The sequence below is a fragment of the Micromonospora sp. ABR4_055 genome (assembly GCF_056160425.1).
On record NZ_JBSWXD010000063.1, the window covers coordinates 14,072 to 35,462 of the forward strand.

The following is a 21,391-nucleotide window of genomic DNA, read 5'->3' on the forward strand; positions in this document are numbered from 1 at the left end:
GGTCGGTTCCGTGACCCGCACCGGCCGGTCGCTCAGCAGAGGTGCGTGCCGCAGAACTGTCTGATGACGGCGGTGGCTGAGCTAGTAGCGCTCTGGCCGGCTAGCGTATAGGTCACAGTGACCTGAACGGCGCCGTCCGCGTTGGGCATTGCCAGGGCGCAGTCGGAGGACGTCGTGGTGCAGCCGGTGATCACGTACAAGTACGAGCCGCTGATGCTCCAAGAGTAGGTGTATCCGGTGCCGGAGGCGTTCCGCACTGCGAAGCCAGCGTTGTAGGCGCCCGCCGGTTGATTGTTGTAGCAGATCGATCGCCAGACGAGGTCGGCCCCGGGAGCGACGCGGCAGCCGAACGTCTCGCCGCCGAATGCCCGCGCTGGTGGTGCTGAAATGAAGGTCAGCCCGCCTGCGGTCAGTAGTGCCACGGCGATGTACGTCGCGATCCGTCGGAGGTGTCGTGTCAACGGAACTTCCTCTTGCTCGGAGGCCGGCCGTTGTCCGCTTGATTGAGGTGGGGCGGGCACCGGTGGGTGTGGATGAGGACCCAGTGAACGTCGAGACGGTGACGGAGCCGGTCCGGCACGGTTCGACAACATAATACCGACGCGAAGCCCTGCGGTCTACAGTGTTCGCGGGTGCGGGGTTTCTGGTCACCGGCATCCGACGGATGGGCGGGATAACGATCGACGGCCTACGCTGGGTCTCATGCCGAAGGCAATCTGGAACGGACTTGTGATCGCCGAGAGCGACGACACGGTCGTCGTCGAGGGAAACCACTACTTTCCCCGGTCGTCGCTGCGTGACGACCTGGTACGTGAGTCGAACACCCACACCCACTGTCCATGGAAGGGCGACGCGTCCTACTACTCGCTGGAGCGCGATGGTCAACGCAGCGCCGACGCGGTCTGGTACTACCCGGCACCGCTGCCGGCGGCCGACATGGTCCGGGACCGGGTCGCCTTCTGGCGCGACGTGGAGGTCGTCGACACCTGACGGGCGGCGCGGCGGGCACCTGGCAGGCAGGTGGAAAGGGTCTTGTCGGCCCGGATGCATCCTGATACCGTCCTCTGCATAGAAATGCGGAGGTGGGTATGGGCATCCGGGTCGCCGTCGCCGGCGCAAGCGGGTACGCCGGGGGAGAGCTGCTGCGGCTGATCGCCGGGCACCCCGAGCTGGACCTGGTCGCCGCCACGGCGCACAGCCAGGCCGGGGCGCCGGTCGCCGCCGTGCATCCGCATCTGGCCGGCCTCGACCTGGTGTTCGTCGCCACCGATCCGGCCGACCTGGCCGCAGCGGACCTGGTGTTTCTGGCTCTGCCGCACGGCGAGTCGGCCGCGCTCGCCGCCACCCTGCCGTCCGACGTCAAGGTCGTCGACCTCGGTGCCGACCACCGGCTCAGCGACGCCGCCGCCTGGTCCCGCTACTACGGCGGCCAGCACGCCGGCACCTGGACGTACGGGCTTCCGGAGCTGCCCGGCCAGCGGGACCGGATCGCCGCCGCCGACCGGGTCGCCGCCACCGGTTGCTACGCCGTCGCCACCACCCTGGCGCTCGCGCCGCTGATCGCCGCCGGAGTGGTCGCCCCCGACGACGTCGTGGTGGTCGCCGCCAGCGGCACGTCCGGTGCCGGTCGGTCCGCCAAGACCCACCTGCTGGCCAGCGAGGTGATGGGCAGCCTGTCACCGTACAAGGTCGGCGCCCACCAGCACGTCCCGGAGATCAAGCAGGCCACCGGCGCGACCAGCCTGTCCTTCACCCCGGTGCTGGCTCCGATGCCGCGCGGCATCCTGGCCACGGTCACCGCCCGCCCGACCGACGCCGCCGCCGACCCGGCCGACGCCGCGCGCGAGGCGCTGACCGCCGCGTACGCCGACGAGCCGTTCGTGCGCCTGTTGCCTGCCGGCAGTTGGCCGGCCACCGCCGCGACCCTCGGATCCAACGCCTGCCAACTGCAGGTGACCACCGACGTCGACTCGGGACGGGTGATCGTGACCAGCGCCATCGACAACCTCGGCAAGGGTGCCGCCGGTCAGGCAGTACAGTGCGCCAACCTGATGCTCGGTCTGCCGGAGAGCACCGGCCTGACTACTCTGGGGATCGCGCCATGACGGTGACCGCGCCGAACGGGTTCCGGGCGGCCGGGGTGGCCGCCGGGCTGAAGAGCGGAGGCGCCGTCGACGTCGCCCTGGTCGTCAACGACGGACCGGCCACGGCCGCCGCCGGGGTCTTCACCGCCAACCGGGTGCAGGCCGCACCGGTGTTGTGGAGCCGGCAGGTGCTGCGGGCCGGTGCGCTGCGGGCGGTGGTGCTCAACTCCGGCGGCGCCAACGCCTGCACCGGGCCGGCCGGATTCCAGGACACTCACGCCACCGCCGAACACGTCGCCGCGACGCTCACCGAAGCGGGCGGCACAGGGGCCGGCACCGGCCTGGACGTCGGGGCCGGTGAGGTCGCGGTCTGCTCCACCGGGCTGATCGGCGAACGGCTGCCGGTGGACAAGCTGCTCGCCGGAGTGACCGCGGCCGCCGCCGGGCTCTCCGCCGACGGAGGACCGGCCGCCGCCGAGGCGATCATGACGACCGACACCCGGCCGAAGACCACCGTCGTCGACGCCGGCCCCGCCAGCACCGGCGGACCGGCCTGGCGGGTCGGTGGGATGGCCAAGGGCGCGGGCATGCTCGCCCCGGCCATGGCCACCATGCTCTGCGTACTGACCACCGACGCGCTCGTCGACGCCGCCGACCTCGACGCCGCGCTGCGCGAAGCCTGCCGCACCACCTTCGACCGGATCGACTCCGACGGCTGCCTGTCCACCAACGACACGGTGCTGCTGCTGGCCAGCGGCGCCTCCGGGGTCACCCCGTCGGCCGGGGAGCTGACCGCTGCGGTCACCGCCGCCTGCGCCGACCTGGCCCGGCAGCTGATCGCCGACGCCGAAGGCGCCAGCAAGGAGGTCGCCATCGAGGTGGTCAGCGCGGCCAGCGAGACCGACGCGGTGCAGGTCGGCCGGGCGGTGGCCCGCAACAGTCTGGTCAAGACGGCGCTGTTCGGCAACGACCCCAACTGGGGGCGGATCCTCGCGGCGGTCGGCACCACCAGCGCGGTGTTCGACCCCGACCAGCTCGACGTGGCGATCAACGACGTGTGGATCTGCCGGGACGGGGCCGCCGCCGCACCCCGCGACCAGGTCGACCTCACCGGCCGGCAGGTGCACATCCGGATCGACCTGCACGCCGGTGCCGCCACCGCGACCATCTGGACCAACGACCTGTCGCACGCGTACGTGCACGAGAACTCGGCGTACTCGACATGACCGACACCGCCCGGCCGCCCGCGCCGCACGACGCGCTGAGCCGCGATCTCAGCCTCGCCCAGACCAAGGCCGCCACCCTGATCGAGGCGCTGCCCTGGCTGGCCCGCTTCCACGGGGCCACCGTGGTCGTCAAGTACGGCGGCAACGCCATGATCGACCCGCAGCTGCAGCGGGCCTTCGCCGCCGACATGGTCTTCCTGCGCTACGCCGGTATCCGACCTGTCGTGGTGCACGGCGGCGGGCCGCAGATCTCCAGCATGCTGCGCCGGCTCGGCATCGCCAGCGAGTTCAAGGGCGGGCTGCGGGTCACCACCCCGGAGGCGATGGACGTCGTCCGGATGGTACTCGTCGGCCAGGTCGGCCGGGAACTCGTCGGTCTGATCAACGAGCACGGACCCTACGCCGTCGGGCTGTCCGGCGAGGACGCCCACCTGTTCACCGCCATCCGCCGCCCCGCGTACGTCGACGGCGAACCGGTCGATGTCGGCCAGGTCGGCGACGTCGACACGGTCAACCCGTCGGCGGTCGCCGACATCATCTCGGCCGGCCGAATTCCGGTGATCTCCACGGTGGCGCCGGACGTGGACGGCGTATTGCACAACCTCAACGCCGACACGGCCGCCGCCGCGCTGGCCGTCGCACTGCAGGCCCGCAAGCTGGTCGTGCTCACCGACGTGCCCGGCCTGTACGCCGCCTGGCCTGACACCGCCAGCCTGATCAGCCGGATCACCGCCGACGACCTGGCCGACCTGCTGCCCACCCTCGCCGCCGGCATGGTGCCGAAGATGGAGGCGTGCCTGCGGGCGGTACGCGGCGGGGTACCCGCCGCGCACGTCGTCGACGGCCGGGTGGCCCACTCGACGCTGCTGGAGGTCTTCACCTCGGAGGGCTTCGGCACCATGGTCACTGACCCGACGAACGACGGGGAGTCCTGAATGGCCTCGCTGCGGGACCGCTGGTCCGCATCGTTGATGGACAACTACGGCACACCACCGCTGGCGCTGGTGCACGGCGAGGGCGCGACCGTCGTCGCCGAGGACGGCCGACGCTACCTCGACCTGTTGGGCGGCATCGCGGTCAACTCGCTCGGGCACGCCCACCCGGCGGTCGTCGAGGCGGTCACCCGGCAGATCGGCACCCTCGGACACGTCTCCAACCTCTACGTCGCCGAGCCGCCGGTGGCCCTGGCCGAACTGCTGCTCGCCCTCACCGGACGCCCCGGCGCGGTGTTCTTCTGCAACTCCGGGGCCGAGGCGGTCGAGGCCGCGTTCAAACTGTCCCGGCGTACCGGTCGGACCCACGTCGTCGCCACCCACGACGGCTTCCACGGCCGGACCATGGGGGCCCTGGCCTTGACCGGGCAACCGGCCAAAGCCGACCCGTTCCGGCCGCTGCCCGGCGAGGTCACCCATGTGCCGTACGGCGACACCGAGGCGCTTGCCGCCGCCGTCACCGACCGCACCGCGATGGTGATCCTGGAGCCGATCCAGGGCGAGGCCGGCGTGGTGGTGCCGCCGCCCGGCTACCTGGCCGCCGCCCGGGAGATCACCAGCCGGCACGGTGCCCTGTTCACCCTCGACGAGGTGCAGACCGGGGTCGGGCGGACCGGTCACTGGTTCGCCCACCAGGCCGACGGCGTCGTCCCGGACGTCGTCACCCTCGCCAAAGGGCTGGGCGGCGGGCTACCGATCGGTGCCTGCATCGCCTTCGCTGACACCCAGGTCGCCGACGTGGGCACGCCAGCCGCGCTGCTGACCCCGGGCAGTCACGGCAGCACCTTCGGCGGCAATCCGGTCTGCTGCGCCGCCGCGCTCGCCGTGCTACGTACCATCGCCGCCGAAGGGCTGCTCGACCACGTCAAGCGGGTCGGTGAGCAACTGCGCCGGGGCGTCGAATCGCTCGGCCACCCGCTGGTCGCCTCGGTACGTGGTGCCGGTTTGCTGCTCGGTGTGGTGCTCACCGCGCCGGTCGCGCCGGCGGCTGCGGTCGCCCTGCGGGACGCCGGCTTCCTGGTCAACCCGGCCCAGCCGGACGTGATCCGGCTGGCTCCGCCGCTGATCCTCACCGGTGAGGAGGCCGACGGGTTCCTCGCCGCGCTGCCGGCCGCACTGGACGCCGCCACCACTACAGGAGAAGGCTCGTGACCCGGCATCTGCTGCGCGACGACGACCTCAGCCCCGCCGAGCAGGCGGCGGTGCTGGACCTTGCCGCCGCGATGAAGGCCGACCGCTACGGCCACCGGCCGCTGGCCGGCCCCCGCTCGGTGGCGGTGCTGTTCGACAAGCAGAGCCTGCGGACCCGGCTGTCGTTCGACGTCGGCATCGCCGAGCTGGGCGGCAACCCGATCGTGGTGGACACCCAGGCCACCCACTTCGGCCGGGGCGAGACCCTGGCCGACGCGGGTCGGGTGCTGTCGCGGTACGTGTCGGCGATCGTGATGCGCACCTTCGGTGACGACCGCCTCGCCGAGGTCGCGGCAGGGGCGAGCGTGCCGGTGGTCAACGCGCTCACCGACGGGTTCCACCCCTGCCAACTGCTCGCCGACCTGCTGACCGTGCGGGAACACTGTGGCGGCACCACCGGGCGGACCCTGGCGTACGTCGGCGACGCGGCGAACAACATGGCCAGTTCCTACCTGCTTGCCGGGGTAACCGCCGGGATGCACGTGCGGGTGTCCGGGCCGACCGGGTACGACCCGTCCCCGTCGGTGGTCTCCCGGGCCGGGGAGATCGCCGCCTGGACCGGCGGTTCGGTGCAGGTCATCCGGGACCCGAAGGAGGCGGTCGATGGCGCCGACGTGGTGGCCACCGACACCTGGACGTCGATGGGTCAGGAAGCCGACGGTCGGGACCGGCGTACCCCGTTCTGGCTGTACCAGGTCAACCTGGACCTGCTCGACGCCGCCGCGCCGGAGGCGATCGTGCTGCACTGCCTGCCCGCCCACCGGGGCGAGGAGATCACCGACGAGGTGCTCGACGGCCCGCGCAGCGCCGTGTTCGACCAGGCGGAGAACCGGCTGCACGCGCAGAAGGCGCTGCTCGCCTGGCTGCTGGGCCAGCCGGGCGGGCCGTCGTGACCGGGCCTGCGACCCGGACCGCCCGGCACGCCCGGATCACCGAGCTGATCCGGGCCAGGACGGTCCGGTCCCAGACCGAGCTGGCCGAGCTGCTCGCCAGCGACGGCATGCAGGTCACCCAGGCGACCCTGTCGCGGGACCTGGAGGAACTCGGCGCGGTGAAGGTACGTGGCCGCGACGGAGGTCCGGCGGTCTACCTCATCCCGGAGGACGGCAACCCGACGCTGCGCCCCGCCGAGCAGGCCCCGGCCCGCCTGGTCCGGCTGCTGCACGAGCTGCTCACCGGAGTCGACGCCAGTGGCAACATCTGCGTGCTGCGTACCCCGCCGGGTGCGGCGCAGTTCCTGGCCAGCGCGCTGGACCGGTCCGGGCTGCCGGACGTGGTCGGCACCATCGCCGGTGACGACACGATCCTGGTCGTCGCCCGCGACCCGGTCGGCGGCGCTGACCTGGCCGGCAAGCTCTCCACCTGGGCCGCCACCCCGCCCGGCCCGACCACTCCCTGATCCGCCCCACCGCCTGACCGACCCGACCACCATCTGATCTACCCGATACGCACATTCAACCGAGGAGCACGACATCATGACTGAGCGGGTGGTACTCGCCTACTCCGGCGGCCTGGACACCTCGGTCGCCATCCCGTACCTCGCCGGGGAACTCGGCGCCGAGGTGATCGCCGTCGCGGTCGACGTCGGCCAGGGTGGCGAGGACATGGACGTCATCCGGCAGCGGGCGCTGGACTGCGGCGCCGTCGAATCCGAGGTGGTCGACGCCCGCGACGAGTTCGCCGCCGACTTCTGCCTGCCGGCGCTGCGGGCGAACGCCCTCTACATGGACCGCTACCCGCTGGTGTCGGCGCTGAGCCGGCCGCTGATCGTCAAGCATCTGGTCGCGGCGGCCCGTGAGCACGGTGGCACCGTGGTGTCGCACGGCTGCACCGGCAAGGGCAACGACCAGGTCCGCTTCGAGGTCGGAATCGGCGCGCTCGCGCCGGAGCTGAAGGTGGTCGCCCCGGCCCGGGACTTCGCCTGGACCCGGGACAAGGCGATCGCGCTGGCCGAGGAGAAGGGGCTGCCGATCGACGTGTCACACAAGTCGCCGTACTCGATCGACCAGAACCTGTGGGGCCGGGCGGTGGAGACCGGGTTCCTGGAGGACATCTGGAACGCCCCGATCGAGGACCTGTACTCCTACACCGCCGACCCGGCCGCGCCGCGCGACGCCGACGAGGTGACCATCACCTTCGACGCCGGCGTGCCGGTGGCGGTCGACGGCGAGACGGTCACCCCGTACCAGGCGGTGGTGGAGCTCAACCGGCGGGCCGGCGCGCAGGGCATCGGGCGGCTGGACATGGTCGAGGACCGGCTCGTCGGGATCAAGAGCCGCGAGGTGTACGAGGCACCGGGCGCGATCGCGCTGATCACCGCCCACCAGGAGCTGGAGAACGTCACCGTGGAGCGCGAGGTGGCCAGGTTCAAGCGGACCGTGGACCAGCGCTGGGGCGAGCTGGTCTACGACGGCCTGTGGTTCTCCCCGCTCAAGCAGGCCCTCGACGCGTTCATCGACGAGACCCAGCGGCACGTCACCGGCGAGGTCCGGATGGTGCTGCACGGCGGGCGGCCGGTCGTCGTCGGCCGGCGTTCCGAGGCCAGCCTGTACGACTTCAACCTGGCCACCTACGACACCGGTGACACCTTCGACCAGAGCCAGGCGAAGGGCTTCGTGCAGCTGTGGGGGCTGTCCAGCCGGCTGGCCACCGCCCGCGACACGCGGCTCGCCGGCCCCGGCGGGCAAACCCGGCTGCCCGGCTCGCAGGCCTGACCCCGACAATGGTCGCTGTGGACGACAAGAGCCTGACCGAGAACACCGCCAGCCCGAACCGCACCAGCCTGTGGGGTGGCCGCTTCGCCGGCGGGCCGGCCGAGGCGCTGGCCCGGTTGTCGGTCAGCGTCCAGTTCGACTGGCGGCTGGCCCCGTACGACATCGCCGGCTCCCGGGCACACGCCCGGGTGTTGGCCGCCGCCGGCCTGCTCGATCCGGACGAACTGGGTCGAATGCTGGCCGCGTTGGACGACCTGGAGGCGGCCTGCGCCTCCGGGTCGTTCCGGCCGACCGTGGACGACGAGGATGTGCACACCGCGCTGGAACGCGGCCTGCTGGAGCGGCTCGGCTCGCTCGGCGGCAAGCTGCGCGCCGGCCGGTCCCGCAACGACCAGGTCGCCACCGATCTGCGGCTGTATCTGCGGGACCACGCCCGTGGCCTGGCCGCACAGCTGGTCGAGCTGGCCGCTGCTCTGGTCGAGCAGGCCGAGCGGCACCTGGAGACTCCGGCACCAGGGATGACCCACGTGCAGCACGCCCAGCCGGTGACGTTCGGGCACTGGCTGCTGGCCCACGTCCATCCACTACTGCGTGACCTGGACCGGTTGCGCGACTGGGACGCGCGTACCGCCGTGTCACCGTTGGGTGCCGGCGCGCTGGCCGGCTCCGGCCTTCCGCTGGATCCGGTAGCGGTCGCCAAGGAGCTGGGGTTCCGGACCTCGTTCGCCAACTCGATGGACGCGGTCGCCGACCGGGACTTCGCCGCCGAGTTCCTCTTCGCCACCGCGATGGTCGGGGTGCACCTGTCCCGACTGGGGGAGGAGGTGGTGCTCTGGACCTCGCAGGAGTTCGGCTGGGTGGAGCTCGACGACGCCTTCGCCACCGGGTCGTCGATCATGCCGCAGAAGAAGAACGCTGACATCGCCGAGCTGGCCCGGGGCAAGTCCGGCCGCCTCGTCGGCGGGCTGGTGGCGGTGTTGACCATGCTCAAGGGGCTGCCGCTGACCTACGACCGGGACATGCAGGAGGACAAGGAGCCGGCGTTCGACGCCGTCGACACCCTGCAACTGCTGCTCCCGGCCCTGGCCGGGATGATCTCTACCATGACGGTACGGGTGGACCGGCTCGCAGCCGCCGCCCCGGCCGGGTTCACCCTGGCCACCGAGGTGGCGGACTGGCTGGTCCGCAAGGGTGTGCCGTTCCGGGACGCGCACGAGGTCACCGGCAAGCTGGTGGCGCTCTGCTCGGCCCGTGAGTGCGCGCTCGACGAGGTCTCCGACGACGATCTGCGGCTGGTCAGCGAGCACCTTGACGCCGGTGTCCGGGACGTGCTCTCGGTACGGTCGGCGCTCGCGGTGCGGACCACGCCGGGCTCGACCGGCCCCGGTCCGGTGTCCGACCAGTTGGCCGCCGTCACGGAGCAGCTGTCCGGGTGGCGCCGGTGGGCGGCGGAGTCGGTGGTGCCCCGCTGACCCAACCGGCGGCCGGGTCCGGGTCACCGGGTGGGCGGCGGGAACCGGTAGGCCCGTTCCACCCGGGCCACGTGCACCGCGAAGCTGGCGTACCACCGGGCCCTGCCGTCGGCCTGGGCGATCAGGTGCTCGACGTGTCGACGCCAGGCGGCGATCGACTCCTCGTCACGCCAGTAGGAGACGGTGATGCCGACCCCGTCGGGGTCCCGGGCGCTGTCCACGCCCAGGAAGCCCGGCTGCGTGGCGGCGAGCTCCACCATCCGGCGGGCGGTGGCCGCGTAGCCGTGGTCGTCGTCGGTGCGGGTGGAGGCGAAGACCACCAGGTAGTACGGCGGTGGCGGGGTGTCGGCGGGACTCATCGGTCGCTCCCGGGCGGTGATGGTGTGCTGGGTCGCTGTGCTGTGCTGGCACCATGAGACCACCCGCGCCGGTCGGCGATCTCGCGACGGTGCTCGCCGGACCGGTCGACGCCGCGGCCCGCGCGTTGCTGGGCTGCCGGGTCGCCGTCAGCGACGTCGAGGTCCGGCTCACCGAGGTCGAGGCGTACGCCGGGGTCGGCACCGACCCCGCCTCGCACGCCCACCGGGGCCGTACGCCGCGTAACGCCCCGATGTTCGGGCCGTCCGGTCACCTGTACGTCTACTTCAGCTACGGAATGCACTGGTGCGGCAACGTGGTCACCGGCCCGCCGGGACAGGCGGCGGCGGTGCTGCTGCGGGCCGGCGAGATCGTCGCGGGTCACGGGTCGGCCCGGCGGCGGCGTGGCCTGTGGGTGTCGGACCGGGACCTGGCCCGTGGTCCGGCCCGGCTGATGGCCGCGCTCGGGCTGGACGGCACGGCGAACGGTACGTCGCTGCTCGACGGCGTCGGTCCGGTGTCGCTGACGCCACCGCCGGTGCCCGTCCCGGCCGGAGCTGTCCGTACCGGTCCCCGGGTGGGGGTGGGCGCGGCCCCGCACACGCCGTGGCGCTTCTGGTTGGCCGGCGAGCCGACGGTCAGCGCGTACCGTCGGGCCGCTCCCCGGCCGCGCGGCGGCCGGACCGGGGCGCCGACCGCGACCGGATGACGGGCGATCGGTGCGGCAGCAGGTCGTCAGCCGGCGCGACGCGACGGCTGCTCCGTCCACGACAGCAGGCCGTCCTCGACCGCCCTCCGGGCAAGCTCCAGTTTCGTCTGCGCGGGGCGGCCGGCGGCGGCGTACTTGCGCTTGACCCGCTCGAGGTACTGCTTGGCGGTGCCGAGACCGACGCCGACGCGGCGGGCGGCGGCGACCATGGTCAGCCCGGACAGGTAGGCGACCAGCACTGCGGTCTCCTGCTGGGAGAGCCGTGGACCGGGGTGGTACGAGGGCTCGGACACAGGCGACCTCCGGAGCGGTTGACTCCGGAAGAGTAGGCAGTTGACTGTCAGGCAGTCAATGAGTTGACAGGATCTGGTGTTCGATTCCGCAGCAGGACGGCCAGCCGCGCGGACCCGACCGACCCGGACAGCGCACCCGGTCCCGCCGTGCCGCCGACCCCGGCCAACACGGCGACGAACGCGACGGCGAACGCCAAGCGGAACAACTTAATCGACACTCCTCGACGGTGGTATAAACCTCCGTGCAGTAGATGAGGGGGCTGGACATGAGTCAACAAGTTCACCCGGACTTCCCCCGACGGCTGCGAGCCCTGCGGGTCGCGCGCAACATGACCCAGCGGGAGCTGGCCCGGGGGAGCCTGTCGGTCAGCTACATATCGTTACTCGAAGCCGGGCGCCGGTCGCCCAAGCCGGAGGTGCTACGCCAGCTGGCGCAGACCCTCGGCTGCTCGGTGGCCGAGCTCGCCGGGGAAGCGGACGCGGTCGCCACCAGGCCCGCCGCACTGACCCTGTCGTACGGTCGGCTCGCCATCGAAGCCGGAGACCCGACCGAGGCGGAACGGCAGTTCAGCAGCGTCCTGGCCACCGCCGCGCCGGACCCGCTGACCCGGACCGAGGCGCAGCTCGGCCTGGCCCGCGCGTTGGCCGAGCAGGGCCGACTGGTCGAAGCCGCCCAGCAGTACGAGTCGTTGCTGCGCGACAACCCCGACGGCCCGGCGTTCGTCGCCTCGCTCGGCATGGTGATCAGCTGGATCCGGTGCCTCTACGAGCTCGGCGAACTGCAGCGGGTGATCGAGGTCGGGATGGGCACCCTGGACCGCGTCGACCGCCTCGGTGCCTGGGAGTCCGAGGACGCCGTCCGGCTGCTCGCCACGGTCGCAGCCGCCCACTGCGAGCTGGGCGACCTGAGACAGGCCGAACGGCTGCTCCACGAAGGCCTGCAGCGCGCCGACCGGATCGGCTCACCCCGGGCCCGGGCCGCGGTGCTCTGGAACGCCAGCCAGGTCGCCTGCGAACAGGGCAGCTACCGCGAGGCACTGGAACTCGCCGAGGAGGCGCTGGCCTTCTTCCGCCAGGACCGGGACCGACGCAGCGCCGCCCGGCTGCTCACCGCGTACGGCTGCATCCTGCTCAGCCACACGCCACCCCGCATCGACGAGGCCCGCACGACGTTCGAACGGGCGCTGCGCGAGCTCACCGAGGTCGGCGGCGGGATCGACCGCGGCTACGTACTGACCGAACTGTCGCGTACCTTGCTACTGGACGGCGACGCGGCCGGCGCGGTGCGCAGCGCCCGGCGGTCGCTGGCCGAACTCGGCGGGCAGGCACATCTGGAGCGGGCCCGGGCGCAGACCGCCCTCGCCGCCGCGCTGGCGGCCGCCGGCGACATCACCGGTTCCCGGGAGATGTTCGCCGGCGCCGCCGCGACCCTCGGCGGGCTGCGCGCCTCGCGGCAGGCGTCCCGGGCCTGGGCCGAACTCGGTGACGTGCTGGCCGACACTGGCGATCCGGTCGGCGCCGTCGAGGCGTTCCGCAAGGCCACCGCCGCGGTGCACCTCGGCCTTCAGTCGTCCCGGCGGGCCGGGTAGCCCCAGCTCTGGGCCACCTCGAACAGCGGAGCCGGCAGCGCCACGTCGGCCGGCAGTTCCCGGGGCGGCTGGACCGTTCCGGTACGGATCCGTCCGGTCCAGTCACCCAGCCCGGCCTTGATCCGGCCATGGTCGAATCGGCCGTACTCCACCATGTCCGGCTCCCACTCCAGACCGAGGAACTCGCAGATGCGCCGGGTCTCGGTCGTCGGATCGTCGGCCAGATCCTCGTAGCGGACCGTGTGTCCGGGAAGCACCCGGCGTGCCTCGGCTAGTTTGGTCAGGTACCGGCCGACGCTTTCAACTGCCTCCTGCGGCGTCTGCTGGGGTCGGGCCCTGGTCCACGAGTCGATGATCGCGGCCGGGTGGCGTAGCAGGAACACGAACCGCGCGTCCGGCCACACCTGGGCGATCCGGGGCCAGATGAACACGTTGTGCGGAGTCTTCTCGACCAGGACCTGTTTCCCGCTGCGCTGCAACGCCGCGTCCAACACCCGGTCCCACAGCAGGTGGGTGACCTCCTGGGCGTCCCAGCCCAACTCGCCCATGCTGTCCGTGATGTAGTGGTCACTGAACTCCACCCGCAACTTGCTCAGATGCAGCTCGTGCGGAGCGTATAGCGAGGAGTGGCTGTTCAGCATCATTCGCAGCAGTGTCGACCCCGACCGGACCGACGACAGAATGAAGACCGGCTGGCGTAGCAGCCGGTGTGGGCGGCGGACGAAGGCGGGACGGCCGCCCCGGCGGGTGATCTGCATTCCGGTCGACCGGGCGATCCGTACGGCAAGGTGATGCTTCCAGCTCATACGACCCGACACTACGAAATCTTCCTGAGAAAATGCTAGGGGTCTTCGCCCACCGGCCGGGCACAGCGACGCCGGATGCCAGGTGACCGGCGGGCCGAGCGGCCCGGAAACCCAGACGGATGGCAGGATTCGCATTCGGCCCAGGTGGGCAAAGCAGGCCGCAGCACACCGGCGACGGAATCCGGGTCACGACGGCGGCGATGGAAGGTGCGTACGTGCAGGGGTACGGAACACAACTCGCGCTGGTCGGGATCCTGGTGGTGCTGAACGCGGTCTTCGCCGGTAGCGAGATCGCCCTGGTGTCACTGCGCGACAGCCAGCTGCAACGGCTGGAACGGTCCCGTCGGACAGGCCGGGTCCTGGCCAAGCTTGCCAAGGACCCGAACCGGTTCCTTGCGACCATCCAGATCGGCATCACCCTGGCCGGGTTTCTGGCCTCGGCCACCGCTGCGGTGTCGCTGGCGCAGCCGCTGGTGCCAGCGCTGGACGTGCTCGGCCGGGCCGCGGAGCCGGCGGCGATCGTGCTGATCACCCTGGTGCTCACCTTCGTCACACTGGTCTTCGGTGAACTGGCCCCGAAGCGGGTGGCCATGCAGCGGGCCGAGCGGTGGGCCCTGGCGGTGGCCCGACCCCTCGACATGATGGCCAGCCTGGCCCGGCCGGCGGTCTGGGCGCTCGGCGCCACCAGTGACATCGTGGTCCGCCTCGCTGGCGGCGACCCGAAGGCGACCCGCGATGAGATCAGCCCGGACGAACTGCGCGACATCGTGGCCGGTCACCGGGCGTTCAGCGCCGAGCAGCAAACCATCATCTCCGGGGCACTGGAGATCGCCGACCGGCGGCTGCGCGCCGTGCTGGTGCCCCGGCTGGAGGTCTTCACCCTGGACAGCGGGACATCCGCCGAGGCGGCCCGAATCGTGCTGGCCACCTCAGGTCACTCCCGTGCGCCGGTAGTCCGCAACGGGATGCTGGACGACACCGTCGGTGTGATCCACCTGCGCGACCTGGTCGGCGTACCCGACGACCGGCCGGTCGACGCGGTCGCCCGCCCGCCCATGCTGCTGCCCGAGTCGCTGCCGGTGGTCGACGCATTGCGCCGGTTCAAGACCCACCGCCAGCACATCGCGCTGGTCGTCGACGAACGCGGTGCCGTCGACGGCATCGTCACCCTGGAGGACGTGCTGGAGGAGATCGTCGGTGAGATCTACGATGAAACCGACCGAGACATCCGCGCGGTACGCACCGAGCCGGACGGCACCATGCTGGTCCCCGGGACCTTCCCCGTACACGACCTGCGGGACATCGGGGTCGATTTGCCCGGCCGGCCGGACGGCGACTACACCACCGTGGCTGGTCTGGTGCTGGCCCGGCTCGGCCACATCCCCACCGACGTGGGCGAGTCGGTCCGGGTCGACGGCTGGGCACTCACCGTCGCTTCCGTCGACCACCACGCCATCAGCGGCGTACGGCTGCGCCGATCCTCGCAGGACGACGGCGACCACACCGACGGCGACCACACCGACGGCGACCACACCGACGTCGAGAACCGCCCGCTCAGCTCGGCCGTTGAAAAACCAGACAGTAGTCGCCGGTCAGCCAGTCGGGCTGGTGGTCCCAACACAGGAACGACTCCTGGAGCAGAGTGAGATGGGCGCGGATCACCCGACCCACGTCCCAGGCGAGGGTGGTCACCCGACCGTCGACCCGCATGTTCGCCACATTGACCACGGCGTGGCCGCCCGGCCGCAGCAACTGGGCGACCTGACCGAAGACCTCACCGATCTCGTCGAGATAGCTGGTGTAGTCACCGTCGAGGGTCTCGTAGGCGTTGAGCGGATTCTCCGGATGGTCCGTCGCGTCCATGTAGGGCGGTGAGGTCAGGCAGAGGTCGAACGGCCCGTCGACCAGGCCGATCAGCTTCCGGGCGTCACCGTCGACGATCTCGGCACCGGCCGCTCCGGCGAGCCGCTGCCGGATCAGCGCGACCCGGTCGGGCAGCAGTTCCACGCCGGTCGCCCGTCGACCCATCCGCGCCGCGGTCACCAGTGTGGTGCCGTAGCCGGCGAACGGGTCGAGCACCGCCTGCCCGGCCGTGGTGTACTCGTCGATCACCGCCTCGACCAGAGCCTCCGGGAAGTGCACCTGCTGGTCCTCGCCTGCCGGGAGTTGGGCGATCAGGTCAGCGCTGGTCAGCTGCAGCCACGGTCTCACCCGACCATTGTCCCTCGCTGCAGTCGCGGCGGCCGGCCGCCCGGGCGTCGGCGGCTGCCGGACTACTCCGACGGTGCCGGACTACTCCGACGCCGCGTCGTCGTGCTGCCCGGACTGGCGACGGTTGCGCAGCGCCACCCAGGTGGCACCGAACACGATCGCTCCGGCCAGACAGACCGCGACCACGTGACCGCTGCCAGTCCAGCCGAACCAGTCCTGCAGCAGCATCCGGGAGCGGGACGTGGGATCCACCAACGTGATCGCCACGAACGCGGCGACCAGCACGCCGGCGCCGAGGGCGAACGCGGTCGCCCACGGCCCGCTCGGCCCGAACCGGCCGTGCAGCACCAGCACAGCGCGCACGATCCGCCGGGCCCGGACCAGCCGCAAGGTGCCTACCGTGTAGATCAAGCGGAACACCTGCAGCGGCCCCAACGCCAGGATGGTGACCGGGACCACGATCAGGGTCAGCGTCACCAGTCCGCGGTTGCGCCGCAGCCAGGCCAGCCGGTCGGCGGAGAAGGCCAGCAGTACGGCGGTCTCGGCGACCAGCACCGCTCCGCTCGCCCAGTGCAGGACCTCACCAACCGTTGCCAGCGCCCCGCCAGCGAGGGTGAGGAACACCGCCGGAACCGAGGCCAGCGCCGCGACCAGCACCGGCACCGCCAGTCGCTGTTCCCACCGGGCGGACCGGTCCCGGCCGGACGCGTCAGCCGGCTGATCGCTCGCAGGTTGGCCGGACGCGTCAGCCGGTTGATCGCTCGCAGGTTGGCCGGACGCGTCAGCCGGTTGATCGCTCGCAGGTTGGTCGTCGGCGCCGGTCATCCCGATGCGTCGGCGGCCCGCCGTCCGACTGTCGCCGGCGGAACCCGGACCGCGATCTCCACACCGAGCTGCGCACCGTCGCTCAGCCGGAGTCGGTCACCGCTCCAGAACCGGCCCGGGTCGTACCAGTTGGTGCGCCGGCCCGTTGGCAGCAGCCCCATCGCCTCGTAGGTCACCGCGACCACCTCGGCGCAGTAGACACTTTCCAGATCCGTCCGGCCGGCGGCACTGTCAGCCGACAGTTCGGCGCCGCCCGACACCTCGGCTGCCTCGGCTGCTTCGGCACCGGCCGTGCCCCGACCAACCGGCGGCAACCAGGTGGCCAACCGTTCGCGTACCGCGCCGGCCAGCGGCGCCCGCCGTACCGACGGGGCACGACCCCGCAGCCACCGCCAGGCCAGCGCGGCGGTGGAGGGGAACGGGGTGCCGTCCAACCGGGCGACGGTCCGTAGCACGGCATCCTCCATCGCGCTGTCGGCGGGCGGCTCCAACTGCCGCAGCCAGGCCCGCTGACCGTAGCGCCGTGCCCAGACCGTGACCGCCTCGCGCAGGTCGTGCAGCTGCACACCTCTGTGGTGGGTGCCCGACCACATGTCCGGCAGTGACCGCCCGAGCTCGGCGTGCCACAGCAGCGGCGGGAGATCTTCGATCACCACCGCCATCCCCACATGGTTCACCGGGCTGTTCGTGGTCATCTGGATCGCCCGGTCGGGCATCGTTCGCCCGCGGAACAGCCACAGGTCACCGGTGCGGGTCAGTTCGACCGCCGCGTCGAGGGAGAGTGGTTCGCCGGTCACTCGACTACCCTAGGCGGATGCGTTGGTGGAAGGTAGTGGGCCTGGCCGCGTTCGTCGGGGTCGCCGCGACCGGAGCGGTCGTCGTCCGGGCCGAACGACGCCGTCGGGCCTACACGGCGGAACAGATCCGTGACCGGCTCCGACAGCGGCTCGTCGAGGCCGGGCCAGCGGACGCCCCGCCCTCAACCTGAGTGACCGGTCAGCCGAGCCGACGGCTCGGGTGACCAGTCACAGCAGTCGCGCCTCGCGCAGCAGGTGCGCCAGGCCGGCGCCGTCGGGCGCGGACAACCACCGCCGGCCACCCGGCCCGGCCGCCCTGGAGGTCTCACCGGCCGGTGCCGGCAGATTGCCGGCCAGGACCGCCTGCGTCGGCGAGAGCCGACGGATCGCCACCGCCGCCAGACTGTCCGGATGCTGCGCCGCGAACTCGGCGTAGATCTCCGGGTCGTGCTGCCCGTCGTCGCCCACCAGCAGCCAGCGGATCTGCGGGAACTCCTCCGCCAACCGGGCCAGGCTGGCGCGCTTGTGGTCCCGACCGCTGCGGAACCACCGTTCGGTGGTCGGACCCCAGTCCGTCAGCAGCAGCGGGCCGGCCGGGTAGAGATGCCGGGACAGGAACCGGCGCAAAGTCGGCGCGACGTTCCAGGCACCGGTGGACAGGTAGAGCACCGGCGCACCCGGATGCGCGGTGACCAGGCGTTCGTACAGCACCGCCATTCCGGCGACCGAGGCTCGGGCGTGCTCGTCCAACACGAACGTGTTCCACGCCGCCAACATCGGCCGGGGCAGCGCGGTCACCATGACCGTGTCATCGATGTCGGAGATGATGCCGAACCGGACCTGCGGGTCGACGATGCGTACCGGCGCGTCGACCGGCTCGGAGTCACCGCTGTGCAGCCGTACCGATGTCCAGCCGGGCTCCAGATCGGCCGGCACGACGGTGTCCACGAACCCGCCCCGGTCAGCCTGGACCTCGTGCCGCTTGCCGCCGGCCTCGATCACCACCGGCGCGTCCTTGACCGGCAGGGTGGCGAAACTGCGCCAGCCCCGTACCTTCTTCGCCCGCCGATGCGGGGGATCCGGCCGACCCAGCAGCACCCGCGCCATCACCCGGACCCAGCCCGGCGCCCCGTAGCCGGTGTACGGAATGAGCGTGAGATCCCAACCTCGTCGCCGCAGCCGGCGTTCCAACAGGGCGTGGATGGCATCCTCGAGCCGGACGGCTCGGTGGGCGCCACGCGCCGCCGGGCTCACGGGTGTCATCGCCACGGTGCCACCCTGCCACAGCCGCCCGTTGCGGGCACGGCGTGGTGATCGACCACGCGAAACCCGCTCAGCCGGCCGGTGTCGCCGCCGACACCGGCCGATCCGGCGTCCTCGCCTCAGGTCAGGTAGCGGCCAGTTCGATCTCCACCTCGGGTGGGTCGAGCAAACTGTTGTGCACCGTGCAGTGCGCGGCGACGGCCCGTAGCGCCGCCCGGCGTCCGGCCGGCAGTTCGTCCGGAACGCTCAGCTCGATCCGCACCGCGGCCACCCGGGCCGGCCGGTCGGCCGCCATCACGTACCGGGCACCGACGGCGAGCCCGTCCCGGGACAGCCCGTGCCGGACCAGGTAGCGGCCGGCGTAGTACGCCACACACGACGCGAGCGCGGCGACGAACAATTCGACCGGCGTCGGTGCGCTGTCCGAGCCGCCGCCGCTGACCGGCTGGTCGACCATGATCTGGTGGCCACGGACCTGCACCGCGTACCGCTCGCCGTCGACGTGCCGTACGGTCAGCCCGGGCTGCTTCGCCGGCTGACCAATCGATCCGGTCGGCTCGACCGGGACCGGGACCGGGACCGGCTGCCGGCTGTCGCGCTGCTCGGTCGTCGACTCGATGGTGTTCACCGTCAGCTCCCTCTGCCGGCGCTCGACCGCCCTGCCGGCACTCTCATTGCACCCCGTCCGGCGGTCGGCCGGTCAGAGCCGGGCGGCCCTGCCCGGCGGGCCGGACGCCCTGCCCGGCCAACGCCGGTCAACGACATGTCCCGATGGGCTCGCGGGCTCGGTCCGACCTGCGCCGCAGGTCGGAAACCGGATGTCCGTGCTGGTCCGCGATGAGGGACAATCGCGCCGTGACGGACGAACAAGACCCGGCCGGTACGCCCGACGTGCTGGACGAGCTGCGTTGGCGAGGCCTGATCCAGGATGCCACGGATGTGACCGAACTGGGCCGGCAGCTGCGCGACCCGACCACCTTCTACGTCGGCTTCGATCCGACGGCCCCCAGCCTGCATGTGGGCCACCTGGTTCAGGTGCTCACCGCCCGTCGGCTGCAACTTGCCGGACACCGGCCGCTGCTGCTGGTCGGTGGGGCCACCGGGCAGATCGGGGACCCGAAGGAGGGCGGTGAGCGTAACCTGAATCCGCCCGAGGTGGTGGCGGGCTGGGTCGACCGGATCCGCGACCAGCTCGCGCCGTTCGTCTCGTTCACCGGGCCGGTCGCGGCGCAGGCGGTCAACAACCTGGACTGGACCGGGCCGATGTCGGTCGTCGAGTTCCTCCGGGACGTGGGCAAGCACTTTCCGGTCAACCGGATGCTCGCCCGTGAGGTGGTCCGGGCCCGGTTGGACAGCGGCATCAGCTTCACCGAGTTCAGCTACCAGCTGCTGCAGGCGAACGACTTCTTTGAGCTGCACCGGCGGCACGGTTGCCTGCTGCAGTTCGGCGGCTCCGATCAGTGGGGCAACATCACCGCAGGGGTCGACTACGTGCGCCGGCGTGGAGCCGGCCCGGTGCACGCTTTCACGACGCCGCTGGTCACCCGGTCGGACGGCACCAAGTTCGGCAAGACCGAGGGTGGCGCGGTCTGGTTGGACGCCGCGCTGACCAGCCCGTACGCCTTCTACCAGTTCTGGGTCAACGTCGACGACCGCGACGTCGGGCGCTACCTGCGCTACTTCAGCTTCCGGGATCGCGAGACGATAGCCGAACTGGAGCGGGAGTCGGCGGCCCGGCCGGCTTCGCGGATCGCCCAACGGGCGTTGGCCGAGGAGCTCACCGCGCTGGTGCACGGTCCGGCGGAGGCAGCCCAGGCGGTGGCCGCGAGCCAGGCCTTGTTCGGCCGAGGGTCGCTGGACGAACTGGCTCCGGAGACCTTGCACGCCGCATTGCGGGAGGCAGGCCTGCTGACGGTGACCGGCGAGATGCCGGCGGTGGCAGCGTTGTTGAAGGAGTCGGGACTTGTCGGCAGTCTCAACGAGGCACGTCGGGCGATCGCCGAAGGTGGCGCCTACCTCAACAATCAGCGGGTGTCGGACGTCGAGGCGGTGGTCCAGGCCGAGACGCTGCTGCACGGCCGGTTCCTGGTGCTGCGGCGCGGCAAGCGCACGTTTGCCGGGGTTGAGCTGGTCAGATAGGCGTCAATCGACGTTGTGACGTGGGACGCGTTCGCTCGATTTGACGACTGATCGGGCGGGCGCGTAACTTTCTCTCTGCCCGCAGGGGAACGGACGGAAACACCGGAGCCGCAAACGCAGCCGAGGTGACCGGCCGGAACTGTGGGACAACCTCCAGGTCCGGGTGTTCGCACCGAGCGGAGCTGGCGGGCGGGGCCGCGAGGATCGCACCGGCAGGGCCGGGGCCGATTTGGAGCGGCGGGACCGACCGGCTAGGGTTGATGACCGCAGGGCACCGGGCGAGCCGACGGAGACGTCGCGGCCGGCCTGCAAAACCAGGTTCGAACGCACGGGTAACACGGCGCGCTCGACCAGGTGGTCAAACCGGCACGAAGCACCACGATCCGGAAAAACCCGGGTTGACGGGGCGAAAGAGTCGGAGTAAGGTAGTAAAAGTGCCCGGCGGAAGTCGGGTGGGACGGATGGCCCTGGTGGGGTTGCCTGCTTGGTGTGGGTGGTTCTGCTGGTGTGTGTTTGTTCTTTGAGAACTCAACAGGGTGCTTGATAAGCCAGTGCCAAAGTTTGTTTGGTTCCCGGCTGGTTGACTGCTGCGTTTGTGGTGGTTTTCTGGTTGGTGATTCCTTGGCATTTTAAATGCCGGGTTTGATTTCTTCACAAGTTTTTGTTGGAGAGTTTGATCCTGGCTCAGGACGAACGCTGGCGGCGTGCTTAACACATGCAAGT

Annotated in this window: 24 protein-coding genes and 1 rRNA gene; 15 read left to right on the forward strand and 10 right to left on the reverse strand. The window is 71.4% G+C overall.

Going from position 1 to position 21,391, the window contains the following annotated elements:
* Positions 1 to 32: 32 nt before the first annotated feature.
* Positions 33 to 461 carry a hypothetical protein gene (locus tag ACXAHD_RS16190; RefSeq protein WP_281554615.1) on the reverse strand — a complete coding sequence of 143 codons (429 nt, stop codon included), beginning with the start codon at positions 459 to 461 and terminating at the stop codon, positions 33 to 35.
* Positions 462 to 702: 241 nt separating this feature from the next.
* Here ACXAHD_RS16190 and ACXAHD_RS16195 point away from each other — a divergent pair, with 241 nt between their 5' ends.
* The 9 genes from ACXAHD_RS16195 to argH all read left to right on the forward strand — a co-directional run bounded on the left by ACXAHD_RS16195 (position 703) and on the right by argH (position 9,679).
* A complete protein-coding gene (locus tag ACXAHD_RS16195) occupies positions 703 to 990 on the forward strand; it encodes a DUF427 domain-containing protein (protein WP_281554616.1) in 288 nt (95 codons plus the stop codon).
* A 98-nt stretch (positions 991 to 1,088) separates the two neighbouring features.
* Positions 1,089 to 2,105: an N-acetyl-gamma-glutamyl-phosphate reductase gene (argC, locus tag ACXAHD_RS16200; RefSeq protein ID WP_281554617.1), complete on the forward strand. Its 1,017-nt coding sequence runs from the start codon at positions 1,089 to 1,091 to the stop codon at positions 2,103 to 2,105.
* The gene (argJ, locus tag ACXAHD_RS16205) at positions 2,102 to 3,310 is read left to right on the forward strand and encodes a bifunctional glutamate N-acetyltransferase/amino-acid acetyltransferase ArgJ (protein ID WP_281554618.1); all 1,209 of its coding nucleotides are present in this window, start codon (positions 2,102 to 2,104) and stop codon (positions 3,308 to 3,310) included. Before argC ends, argJ begins: the two co-directional genes overlap by 4 nt.
* Positions 3,307 to 4,245 carry an acetylglutamate kinase gene (gene argB, locus ACXAHD_RS16210; RefSeq protein ID WP_281554619.1) on the forward strand — a complete coding sequence of 313 codons (939 nt, stop codon included), beginning with the start codon at positions 3,307 to 3,309 and terminating at the stop codon, positions 4,243 to 4,245. The genes argJ and argB overlap by 4 nt, the downstream gene beginning before the upstream one ends.
* Positions 4,246 to 5,454, forward strand: a complete 1,209-nt coding sequence (locus ACXAHD_RS16215) for an acetylornithine transaminase (protein WP_281554620.1) — start codon at positions 4,246 to 4,248, stop codon at positions 5,452 to 5,454. It abuts the gene before it with no gap.
* The gene (argF, locus tag ACXAHD_RS16220) at positions 5,451 to 6,386 is read left to right on the forward strand and encodes an ornithine carbamoyltransferase (protein ID WP_281554621.1); all 936 of its coding nucleotides are present in this window, start codon (positions 5,451 to 5,453) and stop codon (positions 6,384 to 6,386) included. The genes ACXAHD_RS16215 and argF overlap by 4 nt, the downstream gene beginning before the upstream one ends.
* Positions 6,383 to 6,892, forward strand: coding sequence for an arginine repressor (locus tag ACXAHD_RS16225; protein WP_281554622.1), 510 nt, complete (start codon positions 6,383 to 6,385; stop codon positions 6,890 to 6,892). Before argF ends, ACXAHD_RS16225 begins: the two co-directional genes overlap by 4 nt.
* A gap of 76 nt (positions 6,893 to 6,968) precedes the next feature.
* Positions 6,969 to 8,207 carry an argininosuccinate synthase gene (locus ACXAHD_RS16230; RefSeq protein WP_281554623.1) on the forward strand — a complete coding sequence of 413 codons (1,239 nt, stop codon included), beginning with the start codon at positions 6,969 to 6,971 and terminating at the stop codon, positions 8,205 to 8,207.
* A gap of 8 nt (positions 8,208 to 8,215) precedes the next feature.
* Positions 8,216 to 9,679 carry an argininosuccinate lyase gene (gene argH / locus ACXAHD_RS16235; protein WP_281554624.1) on the forward strand — a complete coding sequence of 488 codons (1,464 nt, stop codon included), beginning with the start codon at positions 8,216 to 8,218 and terminating at the stop codon, positions 9,677 to 9,679.
* 23 nt (positions 9,680 to 9,702) lie between these two features.
* Here argH and ACXAHD_RS16240 read toward each other — a convergent pair whose 3' ends face one another.
* Complete coding sequence (locus ACXAHD_RS16240) at positions 9,703 to 10,038, reverse strand: antibiotic biosynthesis monooxygenase family protein (RefSeq protein WP_281554625.1); 336 nt, start codon at positions 10,036 to 10,038, stop codon at positions 9,703 to 9,705.
* A gap of 53 nt (positions 10,039 to 10,091) precedes the next feature.
* Here ACXAHD_RS16240 and ACXAHD_RS16245 point away from each other — a divergent pair, with 53 nt between their 5' ends.
* Positions 10,092 to 10,745, forward strand: coding sequence for a DNA-3-methyladenine glycosylase (locus ACXAHD_RS16245; RefSeq protein ID WP_281554626.1), 654 nt, complete (start codon positions 10,092 to 10,094; stop codon positions 10,743 to 10,745).
* 26 nt (positions 10,746 to 10,771) lie between these two features.
* On the opposite strand, the gene ACXAHD_RS16250 is transcribed toward ACXAHD_RS16245, so the two are convergent.
* Together ACXAHD_RS16250 and ACXAHD_RS16255 are read right to left on the reverse strand one after the other, a co-directional pair.
* Positions 10,772 to 11,038: a helix-turn-helix domain-containing protein gene (locus tag ACXAHD_RS16250; RefSeq protein WP_281554627.1), complete on the reverse strand. Its 267-nt coding sequence runs from the start codon at positions 11,036 to 11,038 to the stop codon at positions 10,772 to 10,774.
* A 47-nt stretch (positions 11,039 to 11,085) separates the two neighbouring features.
* Positions 11,086 to 11,256: a hypothetical protein gene (locus ACXAHD_RS16255; RefSeq protein WP_475051480.1), complete on the reverse strand. Its 171-nt coding sequence runs from the start codon at positions 11,254 to 11,256 to the stop codon at positions 11,086 to 11,088.
* A 48-nt stretch (positions 11,257 to 11,304) separates the two neighbouring features.
* Between ACXAHD_RS16255 and ACXAHD_RS16260 the strand changes: the two genes are divergently transcribed.
* Entirely contained in the window at positions 11,305 to 12,627 is a 1,323-nt protein-coding gene (locus tag ACXAHD_RS16260; RefSeq protein ID WP_281554628.1) for a tetratricopeptide repeat protein, read from the forward strand.
* Here ACXAHD_RS16260 and ACXAHD_RS16265 read toward each other — a convergent pair.
* Positions 12,603 to 13,433 carry a sulfotransferase family protein gene (locus ACXAHD_RS16265; RefSeq protein ID WP_281554629.1) on the reverse strand — a complete coding sequence of 277 codons (831 nt, stop codon included), beginning with the start codon at positions 13,431 to 13,433 and terminating at the stop codon, positions 12,603 to 12,605. The genes ACXAHD_RS16260 and ACXAHD_RS16265 overlap by 25 nt on opposite strands.
* A gap of 215 nt (positions 13,434 to 13,648) precedes the next feature.
* On the opposite strand from ACXAHD_RS16265, the gene ACXAHD_RS16270 reads away from it, so the two are divergent.
* Positions 13,649 to 15,079, forward strand: a complete 1,431-nt coding sequence (locus ACXAHD_RS16270) for a hemolysin family protein (RefSeq protein ID WP_475051484.1) — start codon at positions 13,649 to 13,651, stop codon at positions 15,077 to 15,079.
* Here the strand turns inward: ACXAHD_RS16270 and ACXAHD_RS16275 are convergent.
* The 3 genes from ACXAHD_RS16275 to ACXAHD_RS16285 form a co-directional block, all read right to left on the reverse strand.
* Complete coding sequence (locus ACXAHD_RS16275) at positions 14,988 to 15,644, reverse strand: TRM11 family SAM-dependent methyltransferase (protein ID WP_281554630.1); 657 nt, start codon at positions 15,642 to 15,644, stop codon at positions 14,988 to 14,990. The genes ACXAHD_RS16270 and ACXAHD_RS16275 overlap by 92 nt on opposite strands.
* Before the next feature lie 81 nt (positions 15,645 to 15,725).
* Entirely contained in the window at positions 15,726 to 16,307 is a 582-nt protein-coding gene (locus ACXAHD_RS16280) for a hypothetical protein (RefSeq protein WP_281554631.1), read from the reverse strand.
* A 158-nt stretch (positions 16,308 to 16,465) separates the two neighbouring features.
* Positions 16,466 to 17,266 (reverse strand): hypothetical protein, encoded by an 801-nt coding sequence (locus ACXAHD_RS16285; protein ID WP_281554632.1) that lies wholly within the window; start codon positions 17,264 to 17,266, stop codon positions 16,466 to 16,468.
* A 17-nt stretch (positions 17,267 to 17,283) separates the two neighbouring features.
* Here ACXAHD_RS16285 and ACXAHD_RS16290 point away from each other — a divergent pair, with 17 nt between their 5' ends.
* The gene (locus ACXAHD_RS16290) at positions 17,284 to 17,457 is read left to right on the forward strand and encodes a hypothetical protein (protein ID WP_281554633.1); all 174 of its coding nucleotides are present in this window, start codon (positions 17,284 to 17,286) and stop codon (positions 17,455 to 17,457) included.
* A 37-nt stretch (positions 17,458 to 17,494) separates the two neighbouring features.
* Here ACXAHD_RS16290 and ACXAHD_RS16295 read toward each other — a convergent pair whose 3' ends face one another.
* Both ACXAHD_RS16295 and ACXAHD_RS16300 read right to left on the reverse strand, forming a co-directional pair.
* The gene (locus tag ACXAHD_RS16295; RefSeq protein ID WP_281554634.1) at positions 17,495 to 18,529 is read right to left on the reverse strand and encodes an App1 family protein; all 1,035 of its coding nucleotides are present in this window, start codon (positions 18,527 to 18,529) and stop codon (positions 17,495 to 17,497) included.
* Positions 18,530 to 18,653: 124 nt separating this feature from the next.
* Complete coding sequence (locus tag ACXAHD_RS16300) at positions 18,654 to 19,157, reverse strand: OsmC family protein (protein WP_281554635.1); 504 nt, start codon at positions 19,155 to 19,157, stop codon at positions 18,654 to 18,656.
* Positions 19,158 to 19,384: 227 nt separating this feature from the next.
* Here ACXAHD_RS16300 and tyrS point away from each other — a divergent pair, with 227 nt between their 5' ends.
* Both tyrS and ACXAHD_RS16310 read left to right on the forward strand, forming a co-directional pair.
* Positions 19,385 to 20,668 (forward strand): tyrosine--tRNA ligase, encoded by a 1,284-nt coding sequence (tyrS, locus tag ACXAHD_RS16305; RefSeq protein ID WP_281554636.1) that lies wholly within the window; start codon positions 19,385 to 19,387, stop codon positions 20,666 to 20,668.
* Between the two features lie 661 nt (positions 20,669 to 21,329).
* Positions 21,330 to 21,391 (forward strand): 16S ribosomal RNA (locus ACXAHD_RS16310); the annotation flags it as partial.

What these genes read in the sequence shown, in the direction of transcription:
- argC (WP_281554617.1), top strand. Translation starts at nt 1,089, where the DNA reads ATGGGCATCCGGGTCGCCGTCGCCGGCGCAAGCGGGTACGCCGGGGGA.
- ACXAHD_RS16240 (WP_281554625.1), bottom strand. Translation starts at nt 10,038, where the DNA reads ATGAGTCCCGCCGACACCCCGCCACCGCCGTACTACCTGGTGGTCTTC.
- ACXAHD_RS16245 (WP_281554626.1), top strand. Translation starts at nt 10,092, where the DNA reads ATGAGACCACCCGCGCCGGTCGGCGATCTCGCGACGGTGCTCGCCGGA.
- argJ (WP_281554618.1), top strand. Translation starts at nt 2,102, where the DNA reads ATGACGGTGACCGCGCCGAACGGGTTCCGGGCGGCCGGGGTGGCCGCC.
- argH (WP_281554624.1), top strand. Translation starts at nt 8,216, where the DNA reads ATGGTCGCTGTGGACGACAAGAGCCTGACCGAGAACACCGCCAGCCCG.
- ACXAHD_RS16215 (WP_281554620.1), top strand. Translation starts at nt 4,246, where the DNA reads ATGGCCTCGCTGCGGGACCGCTGGTCCGCATCGTTGATGGACAACTAC.
- ACXAHD_RS16295 (WP_281554634.1), bottom strand. Translation starts at nt 18,529, where the DNA reads ATGACACCCGTGAGCCCGGCGGCGCGTGGCGCCCACCGAGCCGTCCGG.
- ACXAHD_RS16265 (WP_281554629.1), bottom strand. Translation starts at nt 13,433, where the DNA reads ATGAGCTGGAAGCATCACCTTGCCGTACGGATCGCCCGGTCGACCGGA.
- argB (WP_281554619.1), top strand. Translation starts at nt 3,307, where the DNA reads ATGACCGACACCGCCCGGCCGCCCGCGCCGCACGACGCGCTGAGCCGC.
- ACXAHD_RS16290 (WP_281554633.1), top strand. Translation starts at nt 17,284, where the DNA reads ATGCGTTGGTGGAAGGTAGTGGGCCTGGCCGCGTTCGTCGGGGTCGCC.
- ACXAHD_RS16195 (WP_281554616.1), top strand. Translation starts at nt 703, where the DNA reads ATGCCGAAGGCAATCTGGAACGGACTTGTGATCGCCGAGAGCGACGAC.
- ACXAHD_RS16260 (WP_281554628.1), top strand. Translation starts at nt 11,305, where the DNA reads ATGAGTCAACAAGTTCACCCGGACTTCCCCCGACGGCTGCGAGCCCTG.
- ACXAHD_RS16230 (WP_281554623.1), top strand. Translation starts at nt 6,969, where the DNA reads ATGACTGAGCGGGTGGTACTCGCCTACTCCGGCGGCCTGGACACCTCG.